The 11897-nt window shown below is 46.5% G+C and carries 10 protein-coding genes and 1 pseudogene; 4 read left to right on the top strand and 7 right to left on the bottom strand.

Features of this window, described 5'->3' with window-relative positions; translation table 11 throughout:
- Positions 1 to 76 precede the first annotated feature (76 nt).
- From AB4493_RS02755 to gcl, 5 genes are all read right to left on the bottom strand, one after another.
- A complete protein-coding gene (locus tag AB4493_RS02755) occupies positions 77 to 685 on the bottom strand; it encodes a TetR/AcrR family transcriptional regulator (RefSeq protein WP_102332259.1) in 609 nt (202 codons plus the stop codon).
- 163 nt (positions 686 to 848) lie between these two features.
- Complete coding sequence (locus AB4493_RS02750; RefSeq protein WP_108223970.1) at positions 849 to 2159, bottom strand: glycerate kinase; 1311 nt, start codon at positions 2157 to 2159, stop codon at positions 849 to 851.
- Positions 2160 to 2471: 312 nt separating this feature from the next.
- A complete protein-coding gene (locus AB4493_RS02745; protein WP_372154480.1) occupies positions 2472 to 3368 on the bottom strand; it encodes a 2-hydroxy-3-oxopropionate reductase in 897 nt (298 codons plus the stop codon).
- 37 nt (positions 3369 to 3405) lie between these two features.
- The gene (hyi, locus tag AB4493_RS02740; protein ID WP_372154479.1) at positions 3406 to 4182 is read right to left on the bottom strand and encodes a hydroxypyruvate isomerase; all 777 of its coding nucleotides are present in this window, start codon (positions 4180 to 4182) and stop codon (positions 3406 to 3408) included.
- 118 nt (positions 4183 to 4300) lie between these two features.
- Positions 4301 to 6073, bottom strand: coding sequence for a glyoxylate carboligase (gene gcl / locus AB4493_RS02735; RefSeq protein ID WP_372154478.1), 1773 nt, complete (start codon positions 6071 to 6073; stop codon positions 4301 to 4303).
- A 313-nt stretch (positions 6074 to 6386) separates the two neighbouring features.
- Here gcl and aceB point away from each other — a divergent pair, with 313 nt between their 5' ends.
- A complete protein-coding gene (aceB, locus tag AB4493_RS02730) occupies positions 6387 to 8012 on the top strand; it encodes a malate synthase A (RefSeq protein WP_372154477.1) in 1626 nt (541 codons plus the stop codon).
- A gap of 104 nt (positions 8013 to 8116) precedes the next feature.
- Complete coding sequence (locus AB4493_RS02725) at positions 8117 to 8557, top strand: heme-binding protein (protein WP_008220964.1); 441 nt, start codon at positions 8117 to 8119, stop codon at positions 8555 to 8557.
- 99 nt (positions 8558 to 8656) lie between these two features.
- Here AB4493_RS02725 and AB4493_RS02720 read toward each other — a convergent pair whose 3' ends face one another.
- Complete coding sequence (locus AB4493_RS02720) at positions 8657 to 9139, bottom strand: MarR family winged helix-turn-helix transcriptional regulator (RefSeq protein ID WP_017061583.1); 483 nt, start codon at positions 9137 to 9139, stop codon at positions 8657 to 8659.
- Between the two features lie 123 nt (positions 9140 to 9262).
- On the opposite strand from AB4493_RS02720, the gene AB4493_RS02715 reads away from it, so the two are divergent.
- Positions 9263 to 10156 (top strand): DMT family transporter, encoded by an 894-nt coding sequence (locus AB4493_RS02715; RefSeq protein ID WP_017065021.1) that lies wholly within the window; start codon positions 9263 to 9265, stop codon positions 10154 to 10156.
- A 332-nt stretch (positions 10157 to 10488) separates the two neighbouring features.
- A complete protein-coding gene (locus AB4493_RS02710) occupies positions 10489 to 11403 on the top strand; it encodes a DMT family transporter (protein ID WP_372151738.1) in 915 nt (304 codons plus the stop codon).
- Between the two features lie 108 nt (positions 11404 to 11511).
- On the opposite strand, the pseudogene AB4493_RS02705 reads toward AB4493_RS02710, so the two are convergent.
- A pseudogene (locus AB4493_RS02705) lies at positions 11512 to 11897 on the bottom strand (MFS transporter); the annotation flags it as partial.

Here is an 11897-nt window from a genome sequence, read left to right as displayed (position 1 = left end):
GTTATTGCACAACAGGTCACAAAAGAGGTTCTGTGCTTATAGTCACTCACACACCTAGATAAACGTTCAAACAACATTAGCTTTTCACACCACAGCCTTTAATCACTAACTGTGTGATGAACTGAGCAGCATCGGCATAGTCTTTATCATCGAGTTGGTCCTTCTGCATCACGCTGCAAATCTGCCAGCCAAAATCGGCGTAGGTTTGAGTTGCCGCCCAGATGGTAAACATCAGGTGATGAGCGGGAACATCGTCCATTAGGCCCTGCGCCGACCATGTCGAGAACTTATCAAGAATCATCTGGGATTGCTTATACAGCTCGTCACCAATCTCTTTCGGCAATACTTTAGCGCCAGACATCACTTCATTGGCAAATACCTTAGAGGCATGTGGATGATCGCGAGAAATGATCAGCTTGGTTTGAATATATTGAGACAAGGCTTCAACAGGATCGCTGAGCTCTTCAATCGGACGAGACGCTTCTAGTAAAGGCTGAGTGACGGTTTCAAGCACAGCGTTGTAGAGCTTATCTTTAGAGCTGAAATAGTAGAATACGTTGGGTTTGGGAATGTCGGCCGCTTTTGCGATATCGGCCATTTTTGTTGCGGCATAACCATGAGTGGCGAATTGTTCACACGCGACTTCGATGATTAAATCTTGATTCTTTTGTCTGATCCTAGACATATTGCATCCTTTACAGCTCGTTACTAAAATCATAGTAATCAACGTGCTTCATTAGTCCAGAAGATAATCTCAGAACTCAAGGTCACCGCATTGATAACAATAAAATGGCCGCTCTATTTGTTAAGAAGCGACCATTCCATACCGTGTTTTTGAACTGTTCAAGTTAAAGAATCAATATTGCGCGAAAGTCATTCACATTGGTCAGCGTCGGCCCCGTGGTAAGAAGCACATCGACTTGCTTGAAGAAATCGTAGCTGTTGTTGGCATCGAGATAGTCTTGCGCTTTAAGCGACAGGCTCGAACCTTGTTGCCATGTTTGAGGCGTGATCCATGCGCCCGCATTGTCTTCCACGCCATCAATCCCGTCGGTATCGGCAGCTAATGCAAATATGTTGTCTTGTCCCTTAAGCTCGTTATACAAGCTCAACAAGAACTCACAGTTACGCCCACCGCGACCATTGCCTTTAACGGTTACTGTGGTTTCCCCGCCGGAAAGTATCACGCAAGGCGTCTCGAATGGGTGCTTGTTATTAGCCACTTGTTTGGCTAGCGCAGCATGCACCTTCGCGACATCTCGCGCTTCTCCCTCTATGCAATCACTCAACACATAAGCGGGAATACCCAAGCCTTCAGCTTCTGCAGCAGCGGATTCCAATGCCGACATCGGGGTAGCGATAATATGGTGCTCCGCGTTCTTCCAACAGGCATCATCTGGCTTAATGGTCTCTGACTCTGGATTATTTAGCCATTCAAATGCCGAGCGTGGTGTTTCTATTTGATAACGTTCTAAAATGGCCATCGCATCAAAACGCGTGGTGGTGTCGGGTACGGTTGGGCCCGATGCAATCACACTGATGTCATCGCCCGGCACATCAGAAATCGCCAGTGACACTACCCTTGCAGGATACGCTGCTTTGGCGAGTCGACCGCCTTTTATCGAAGATAGATGTTTGCGAACACAATTCATCTCATCAATGGCGGCGCCTGATTTAAGCAACGCCTTATTGATTTGTTGCTTCTCTGCCAAGCTGATATCGCCACCGGGCAGACTTAGCAAAGCGGAACCGCCACCCGACAGTAGGCAAATAACCGTGTCGTCAGCGCTCAAGCCACTCACCAATTGCAGCATACGTTGGCTCACTTCTAAGCCCATCGCATCTGGCACGGGGTGCGCAGCTTCAATCACTTCGATATGTTCGCAAGGGGCGGTGTGTTCGTAGCGGGTCACGACTAAGCCTTCAAGATCACGCAGTGCGAGATCTTGTTGTTTTTTTGCCTGCCAAACCGCTTCAAGCTCTGCTGCCATTGACGCGGCCGCTTTACCTGCTCCTATCACCACAGTACGCCCAGCTTGGTTGGCTGAGCGGTAAAAAATGTCTTTAGGAAGAAAAGGTTCGATGTGATTCTTAGGTAGCGCCTGATTAACAGCACTTGAGAAAAGGGTTTGTAGAAACTGCTTAGCATCAATGTCCATCATCCACTCCTTAGTTGACGGAGAAAAAAAGAACCCCGATACAAGGCCAAAGGGTGCCTGCTAAGATCAAGTTGGAAAGGAACAACTTCAACCTTTGCCTCGTATCAGGAACGCGTATAAAAGGAGACGAAACTACGCGATTTATAAACAAACTGTTTGAAACTGGTGGACTAACACATTGATGTTCTATCGAGGCCTGAAAGTAGATTTACTATTCGACATTACATGCGATGGCAGCCCGTATTTATTGGCCCTAGACCCTATTTAAGTGAAAAGACCAATGAATTGTTGACGGATAAACCGTTAACTAGATTAACGAATCGAGTGGTCAGAACGTTTCTCAATCGCTTGAATAAGCGCAGAGTGGTCCCAACCTTCACCGCCCATTTCGGCACACTCGCCAAACAACTCTTGAGCGTTAGCCGTATTCGGTAGTGCAACACCTAATTCTTGTGCGCCCGTTAACGCCAGATTCAGGTCTTTCTGGTGTAGTGAGATTCTAAAGCCAGGGTCAAAGGTGCCTTCAACCATACGCTCACCGTGTACTTCCAATATCTTAGAGTTAGCAAAGCCACCTAATAGCGCCTGACGAACTCGTGCTGGATCTGCACCGGCTTTTGAAGCAAAAACCAAGGCTTCAGACACCGCTTCGATATTAAGAGCAACGATGATCTGGTTAGCCACTTTACATGTTTGACCTGCACCGTTATCACCTACCAGCGTGATGTTCTTACCCATGATTTCAAACAGCGGGCGTGCTTTATCAAAGGCGTCTTGCTCACCGCCAACCATGATGGTCAGAGCCGCGTTAATCGCGCCCACTTCACCACCAGAAACCGGAGCATCTAGGTATGAAGCGCCGCCTTCGTTGATTCGCGCTGCAATTGCTTTGGTCGCGATTGGCGAGATTGAACTCATATCGATAACTAGCTTACCCGTTGCGCCACCTGCTGTGAGGCCTTGCTCGACGCCGTTGTCACCAAACAGGACATCTTCAACTTGTGGTGTATTCGGCACCATTAAGATAATGATGTCTGCCACCTCTGCCGCTTCCGCGGGTGAATGACAAACTGTTGCGCCAGCGGCAACGAGATCAGCTGGTGCTGCATTAAAATGATCCGAAAGAATCAAATCGTGACCTGCTTTTTGAAGGTTGCTCGCCATAGGTTTACCCATGATGCCAGTTCCGATAAATGCAATTTTAGACATGTTGTTCTCCTTAACGTTTGAGGGTTACCAGACGCAATTAACGGTACTGGTGCAGCCAACCAAGGCCTTCTGTCGTTGTCGTTTTAGGTTTGTATTCGCAGCCAACCCAGCCTTGATAACCAAGCTTATCAAGATAATTGAGCACGAATGGATAATTGATTTCGCCAGTACCCGGTTCGTGTCGGCCTGGGTTATCAGCCAGTTGCACGTGTGCGATTTGACCAATGTTCTGCTGCATGGTCGGCGTAAGATCGCCTTCCATAATTTGCATGTGATAAATATCGTATTGGATAGAAAGGTTATCGCTCCCTACCTCTTTGATGATCGCTTTGGCTTGCTCTGTAGTGTTTAAGAAGAAGCCCGGAATATCACGGGTATTGATCGCTTCTATCACTAAGCTAATGCCTTCTGCTGCTAGCGCGTTCGCCGCGTAATGCAGGTTAATCACAAACGCCGATTGCGCGTCTTGTTGGGTCACACCTTGCGGAACAACCCCCGCCAAGCAATTCACTTGAGTGCAACCGAGCACTTTTGCGTAAGCGATGGCTTTAGGTACACCCGCTTGAAACTCTTCAACTCGCGCTGGGTCTACCGCGATACCACGGTCGCCAGCGTCCCAATCACCCGCAGGCAGGTTAAATAGCACTTGCTCTAGGTTATTAGCGTCGAGCTTTGCTTTGATTGCCTGAGCATCAAAAGCGTAAGGGAAAAGGTATTCCACACCTTGAAAGCCCGCATCTGCGGCGGCTTCAAAGCGATCCATAAAATCAACTTCCGTGAATAACATTGACAAGTTTGCTGCAAATTTTGCCATGACTCTGTCCTTATTCTTTATTTTTGAAAACCTGGTTATTTGTAGTAGAGCCTCGCTCTATTGGAGGCTTTTCCGTAGAGCTAAACCTCAGCTCTAACGGATACACATGACTTAATGATTACTTGTACGCTAGCGCCGTTGGGGCATCGCCGCGACTTTCGGCAAGTGGCTCAAACTCGTTGATGGCATTGATCTCAACGCCCATTGCTATGTTAGTTACTCGCTCAAGAATCAGCTCAACAACCACTGGTACCTTATGCTTGTTCATCAGCTCTTTGGCTTGCTCAAACGCAGCGGCAATTTGGTCTGGTTCACGAACTCGAATTGCCTTACAGCCTAGGCCTTCAACAACCGCAACATGATCAACACCGTAGCCTTCAAGCTCTGGCGCATTCTGGTTATCAAACGCCAGTTGTACACAATAATCGATATCAAATTGACGCTGTGCTTGGCGAATTAAACCTAGATACGAGTTGTTCACCAACACATGAATATATGGCAGGTTGAATTGCGCGCCAACGGCCAGTTCTTCGATCATGAATTGGAAATCGTAGTCACCAGAGATAGCAACGATATCGCGATTTGGATCAGCAGCTCGTACGCCTAATGCGGCTGGCGTTGTCCAACCCAATGGGCCAGCTTGACCACAGTTGATCCAGTTACGCGGCTTATAAACATGCAGGAACTGAGCGGCAGCAATTTGCGACAAACCAATTGTGCTCACATAACAAGTGTCACGACCAAATGCCTTGTTCATCTCTTCATAAACACGCATCGGTTTCATTGGCGCTTCATCGAAATTGGTTTTACGCAGCATGGTCGATTTGCGTTCCTGACACTCACTTGCCCAAGCATTTCGGTTTGGCAGTTTGCCAGCATCACGCCACTCTTGCGCCACTTCAACCATTAGCTCTAGTGCTGCTTTCGCATCAGAGACTATGCCCAAATCCGGACAGAACACACGGCCGATTTGAGTTGGTTCAATGTCCACATGTACAAACTTACGACCTTCGGTGTAAACATCCACGGACCCGGTATGACGGTTGGCCCAACGGTTACCGACACCAAACACGAAGTCAGATTTGAGCATGGTTTCGTTGCCGTAACGGTGAGACGTTTGTAGCCCTACCATGCCTGCCATTAATTCATGATCATCTGGGATCGAGCCCCAACCCATCAAGGTTGGAATCACAGGAACTCCAGTGATCTCGGCAAACTGTTGCAACAATTCAGACGCACCAGCGTTAATCACGCCACCACCCGATACAATCAGCGGTTTTTCAGATTGAGACATCATGGTTAATGCTTTCTCAACCTGCACGCGGGTTGCTTGTGGCTTATAAGGTTCTAGCGGTTCATAGGTATCGATATCAAATTCAATTTCAGCCAGCTGAACATCAATCGGTAGATCAATCAGGATTGGCCCCGGACGACCCGAACGCATTAAATGAAAGGCTTTTTGAAATGCGCGTGGCACTTGTGCAGGTTCCAGCACCGTGGTTGCCCATTTAGTGACTGGTTTAGCGATAGATTCAATGTCGACCGCTTGGAAATCTTCTTTATGAAGACGAGCACGGGGCGCTTGGCCGGTGATGCATAGAATTGGGATTGAATCTGCAGACGCAGAATAAAGGCCCGTGATCATGTCCGTTCCCGCAGGACCAGAAGTACCAATACACACACCTATATTGCCTTGATTGGTACGCGTATACCCTTCAGCCATATGGGATGCACCCTCTACGTGACGAGCTAAGACGTGGTCGATTCCTCCGAGCTTTTTCATAGCCGCATACATAGGGTTAATTGCTGCGCCGGGAACACCAAATGCGATGTCTACACCTTCACGTTTAAGCACCTCTACCGCTGCTTCAATCGCTTTCATAATTGCCATTCGAACCTCCAGTTCAGATTGTATACAATTAAACTAACTTTTGTGTACTATGAACCATCCTAGCTATTTATCAACCCCAGAACGAAACAATTTCGTTACATCAACCCATCGCATTAAGTACGCACTCATCCTGAAAAGCTTACAATTCATTGCTTTACATAAAATATCTTTACGTAAAAATAAATTACAAAAAGATCAAATGATAAATAAATGTTAAATACCGTTTGCTTGTTTACAATTTCTACAATATAAATATCCTTAAAAAGAGCATTTTGTATACAAAGTGGCATCGTATTGTATAAAGGAGACAACAATGATGAATGACGTAAAAGAGAGAGAAGAAGTACAATGTATGCAGGTACTTGGGAAGATGGACAACTCCGAGTACAAAGAGATCTTGTCTAAAGATGCATTAAAATTCTTAGAAGCTCTCGTCAATAAGTTTGGAGATCGCCGTCATGCCCTGCTAAGTGACCGCGACGTAAAACAAGCTCAATATGACGAGGGTGAGTTACCCAATTTCAGAAAGGACACCATTTCCATTCGCCAGAATAAAGAGTGGAAAGTGGCGACACCGCCACCAGAGCTACTCGATCGCCGAGTAGAGATCACCGGGCCTATCGAAAGAAAGATGGTGATCAACGCGCTAAACTCAGGCGCGAAAGTCTTCATGTGCTGCTTTGAAGATGCGTCTTCCCCGACTTGGGCCAATATGGTCGAAGGGCAAATCAACCTAAGAGACGCCAACCTTGGCACCATTAGCCATTTCGATGAGAAGAAGCAGAAGCGTTACCAATTAAACGACGATCCTGCACTGCTGATCGCTCGCCCACGAGGGATCCACCTTCCTGAGCAATCCATCCAATTCAACAATCAGCCTATCGGCGGTTGCTTGATGGACTTCGCTTTGTACTTTTTCCACAACTATCAATCACGTGCACAACAAAGCTTAGGCGTTTACTACTACATTCCCAAGCTTGAGAGCATGGAAGAAGCACAGTGGTGGGACGATATTTTCAGCTTCACCGAAAACTATTTCCACGTACCCAAAGGCACAATTCGTGCGACAGTTTTGATTGAGACACTTCCAGCCGTATTCCAAATGGAAGAGATCTTGTACGCCATGCGTGATCATATCGTGGCAATGAACTGTGGCCGTTGGGATTACATCTTCAGCTACATCAAAACGCTGAAAAACCATAAAGACCGCATCCTGCCTGACCGCCATGGGATCGGTATGGATCAAGAATTCCTCAACGCCTATAGCCAACTACTGGTGCGTACTTGTCACGCTCGTGGCGCACTGGCGATGGGTGGTATGTCGGCTTTTATTCCAGCAAAAGATCCGCAAGAAATGGCGCGTGTCACCGCCAAGGTTATCGAAGATAAGCAGAGAGAATCTCAGAACGGACACGATGGCACTTGGGTCGCGCACCCTGCACTGGTTGATTTAGCGATGTCGATATTCGATAAGCACCTTGATGGCAAAGTAAACCAAATGGATTTCCAAAGCCCAGAGCATGTGATCAATGCAGATTCGTTACTAAAACCTTGCGAAGGCAGCCGCGACGAAGCGGGTGTGCGTAAGAATATACGCATCGCGCTTTATTACATCGAAGCTTGGATTCAAGGCTACGGCTGTGTACCTATCTACGGCCTTATGGAAGATGCGGCGACCGCTGAGATCTCGAGAGCCAATATTTGGCAATGGATCCACCACGGCGTCACGCTTGATGACGGCCAAACCTTTACCAAGCAACTATTCCACTCTTGGCTTTACCAGGAGTTAGACACGATAAAACATGAAGTCGGAGACTCGCGCTATTCAGCTGGTCGATTTGAAGAGACAGCTGATCTTTTCTATCAACTTTCTACAGCCGAAGAGTTCGCCGCCTTCCTAACTTTACCCAGCTATGGGCTATTACAAGAGTCCAGTTAGGACTCTTGTACCGAGCTGAACCAGTCAATGATTATTCACAAACTAGAGTAATGATTGGCTGGCTGAGCTTGGTACGTATGCCCCTTGAAAAACTAGGAGATAACATGGGAAGTTTGACTCTACAACAAGCGTTAACCATCATCGATGGAACCTTAAAAGCAGGAAACAAAATCCACACAGAACCTTTGACGGTCGCCGTCTTAGACAGCGGTGGCAAGCTGATTTCTCTGCAACGTCAAGACGGCTCTAGCATGATGCGACCAGACATCGCGATTGCTAAAGCGTGGGGAGCACTCGCACTGGGTTGTTCCTCTAGAAAACTCGCCCAAGATGCTGATAATCGACCAGCATTTATCTCCGCCGTAAACGTACTCGCACACGGAAACATGGTGCCAGTGCCAGGGGGCCTACTGATTCGAGATAAGGATAAAACGGTACTTGGTGCGATTGGGGTCAGCGGTGACATCTCAGACATCGACGAAAGTTGCGCCATCAACGGCATTGGTTGTGCAGAACTGTTCAGTGACGAGATGCTGCAAGCTTAACTCGCCAATTCGCTGTACTTGAAGTTCTTAAACAAGCACAAAAAAACCGAAGCGATTAAGCTTCGGTTTTTTATTGAATCTAAAGGAAGATCAGAAAAACTACTCGTACGCGCTCAACCATGTTTTCAGAAGTTGGTTGGTGTTCTTCTTCTGACTCGCAGACAATGATTTAACCAGTTTTTTCTGCATTTCGACATGTTCAGTCATCATTTGGTCAATCAGAATAAGACCATCTTTTGTTAACTGAACACTCACGCTGCGTCTGTCTTCTTTGCTGTGTTCACGACTGATCAGCCCTTTGGCTTCTAGCTTATCAAGGCGATTGGTCATCGCGCCAGATGTCAGCATCATGGATCCAATCAGTTCAGATGGCGTCAGTCGGTAAGGCTTCCCAGAACGTCGCAACGTCGCCAGCACATCAAACTCACCCAGCTTCATGTCGTATTTTTTATGAAGCTCGGCAACTTGCGTCTCCATATACTTGGCAATACGCATAATCCGACCCATCATTGCCATAGGCTCAGTATCTAGTTCGGGCTTTTCCTTTGCCCATTGCTCTACTACGCGGTCGATAGCATCCATTTGCAATCTCGCTCCGTTGTTAGTCTGATTACTTCAAACTAGTTTAACATAAAGATACTTTACAACCACTAGTTCTCAGTATACAGTTCACACAATAGTTATCTTAACGTAAAGATATTTTAAATGAACATATTATTAGCAATGATCCCCGCGTTCTTTTGGGGAACAACCTATGCAGTGACGCAATTTACGCTACAGGAGTGGCCACCATTATTATTGGGTGCTTTGCGTGCGTTACCTGCTGGTTTGTTATTGCTAGCAGTAAAACCAACACTGCCTAAAAAAGGCGAGTGGCAAATCATTTTCACACTGGGCCTTATCAATATCGCGACCTTCTTTGGCTTGATCTTCGTGATGGCGCTAACGCTGCCTTCGGCAATCTCTGGCGTGGGCATGATCTCCGTGCCGGTGTTCGCGATGATCTTCCACTGGGTAGTGAAAAAACAGCGCCCGCATCTGATTCAAGCCCTTTCGGGTATTGGCTTGATCACCTTAGCGTGGATACTGTTTAACCCAAGCCAAATTGCTCTGAACCCAATCGGTTTAGGCGCAATGTTTGCCGCAATAATGTGTATTGTCATCGGCAGCAGCATTACCAAGTCACTGGGTAACCGCATGCACTGGTGGAAGGTATTAACGTGGCAGTTGATTCTGGGTGGTACGATTTTGTCTGTCGCGTCTGGCGTTCATGCATTCATCGACCCGCAGCCTTATGTTAATGCCGTGACTCATTTCGATACTCGTAATGCTATGGGACTCGTGTGGGTGATTGGCCTAAACACAGCGCTGGGTTACGGCATGTATGTGTGGTTGCTACAACGTATGTCGGTGGTTGATTTCACCTTCGGTGGAATCGCAAACCCAGTGGCTGGCATCGTGACAGGCATGGTGTTAATGGGTGAATCATTCACTGCAGTACAATACTCACTAATGACCGGCATGATAGTGATGTCACTGCTACCACAACTTATCCTTGCGGTAAGACAACCCAAACAAGTTAAGCCTGTTACGCAGTAGACGCAGCCTCTTAAACGTATTGCTCAAAAACGCGCCTCATTAAGGGCGCGTTTTTTGTTGCTACGCTAACAGCAATAACCCAACAGCCATACTCGTTGAGTTGACCATTCCTTAAGTTAAATTAAACCTCACAAAGAACAATGACTTTACTTTAACTATCTAAAGCGAATTTATTTTCTATAAAATAATCATACTAGAGATTTAATTTCCACAAAAAACTCAAATTAGAGATAAAAAGACAAAAACTTTCTCCGACGACCTACTTATACTGTGCCACGTCATTAAGGCGCCACAAGCTTATGATTTAAAATAATTATTAATGAGTAGTCACCATGAATTCGAAGTCTCTAACTATCTTGCTTTTTGTCTCTGTTTGCTTAATTTGGGGAACCACTTGGTTCGCGATGGAAGTAGCATTGCATTCTATCCCACCTATTTTTGCTACTGCGTTGCGCTTTTTACTTGCAGCACCTCTGCTTGCAGTATTGGCGAAAGTCTTCAACCAACCACTGCTGTTCCCTAAAGGTAAGCGCCAATGGCTGCTTATTGTTGCGTTGATGTATTTCGCGATTCCGTTTACGTTGATGATCTATGGCGAGCAATACATCTCTTCAGGTTTAGCGTCGATCATCTTCGCCAACATGCCTGTGGTTGTGATGCTGATGTCTGGCTTATTCTTAGGTCTACGACTAGCGAAGCACCAGATATTCGGTTTGATTACTGCTGTTGTGAGCCTATGTCTAATCCTTGGTAATGAAATGCAGATGGGTGGCGATGACTACCTAATTGGCACGGTTTGCTTAGGCCTTGCTGTTGCGATTCACGCAGTTATGTATGTGCTGGTTCAAAAGCACTGCAAAGGTATTGAAGTACTAACCTACAACGCCGTACCGAGCCTGATTGCTGCTTTATTCTTATTCGCTGTTTCAGCTGTAGGTGAAAACGTGAATGTTGAATCCTTCACTGGGGATTCAATCTCAGCCGTGGTTTACCTAGGCTTTGTCGCGAGTGTTGGCGGCGTTGTGGCTTACTTCAAATTAGGACAGGTTTCGACCCCTTTCCAAGCGTCTATCTGCTTTTTGATTTTCCCGGTAGTAGCGCTGCTAATATCTTGTTACGTCAACGGTGAAGTTCTGTCTGAACAATCATTGTTTATGATGATCCCCCTGCTTTGCGGCATTTTACTCACCAAGGCACCAAAGGGAATTTTCAAGCTGCGTACCGAATTAAAAACCGTAAGAAACTGATCCGCGTGAAACCTATTTTGCGGATTAGATATACATATCCCACATAAACAAAAAGCTCCAATATCACTATTGGAGCTTTTTGCTTATTTCATAATATCGAGACCAACATTAGCGCCAGCTAAACATTCGCACTTCGTTGCCCTCTTCAGGTTTCTTCGGAATGTTTAAAGATAGCGCTAGAGAAACCACGGCCATCACTGCACCAATATAGAAAACCGTTGCAGGAGAAGACAACCAAATCACACCAAACACCACTGGAATAACGACCGCTGCAATATGATTGATGGTGAAAGAGACACCAGCAGTTGATGCCATGTCTGCCGGGTCTGCGATTTTCTGGAAGTAAGTTTTGATCGCCAGCGCCAATGCAAAGAACAGGTGATCGATCACGTAAAGTGCCGCCGCGCTTTGCACCAAACCATAACCGACAAACACACCAATCAAGCCAACATACTCGAAGATCAACGCTTTACGCTGGCGTTGTTGCCTAAATT

It is taken from the genome of Vibrio sp. 10N.222.55.A1 (assembly GCF_041473835.1).
Classification (GTDB): Bacteria; Pseudomonadota; Gammaproteobacteria; order Enterobacterales; family Vibrionaceae; genus Vibrio; species Vibrio crassostreae_C.
The sequence above is the reverse complement of the archived record's forward strand: the minus strand, read 5'-3'. Positions and strand labels throughout refer to the sequence as shown.

Excerpts from the sequence above, each read along its gene's own strand:
- AB4493_RS02755 (WP_102332259.1), bottom strand. The coding sequence starts at position 685 with ATGTCTAGGATCAGACAAAAGAATCAAGATTTAATCATCGAAGTCGCG.
- AB4493_RS02750 (WP_108223970.1), bottom strand. The coding sequence starts at position 2,159 with ATGGACATTGATGCTAAGCAGTTTCTACAAACCCTTTTCTCAAGTGCT.
- AB4493_RS02745 (WP_372154480.1), bottom strand. The coding sequence starts at position 3,368 with ATGTCTAAAATTGCATTTATCGGAACTGGCATCATGGGTAAACCTATG.
- hyi (WP_372154479.1), bottom strand. The coding sequence starts at position 4,182 with ATGGCAAAATTTGCAGCAAACTTGTCAATGTTATTCACGGAAGTTGAT.
- gcl (WP_372154478.1), bottom strand. The coding sequence starts at position 6,073 with ATGGCAATTATGAAAGCGATTGAAGCAGCGGTAGAGGTGCTTAAACGT.
- aceB (WP_372154477.1), top strand. The coding sequence starts at position 6,387 with ATGATGAATGACGTAAAAGAGAGAGAAGAAGTACAATGTATGCAGGTA.
- AB4493_RS02725 (WP_008220964.1), top strand. The coding sequence starts at position 8,117 with ATGGGAAGTTTGACTCTACAACAAGCGTTAACCATCATCGATGGAACC.
- AB4493_RS02720 (WP_017061583.1), bottom strand. The coding sequence starts at position 9,139 with ATGGATGCTATCGACCGCGTAGTAGAGCAATGGGCAAAGGAAAAGCCC.
- AB4493_RS02715 (WP_017065021.1), top strand. The coding sequence starts at position 9,263 with ATGAACATATTATTAGCAATGATCCCCGCGTTCTTTTGGGGAACAACC.
- AB4493_RS02710 (WP_372151738.1), top strand. The coding sequence starts at position 10,489 with ATGAATTCGAAGTCTCTAACTATCTTGCTTTTTGTCTCTGTTTGCTTA.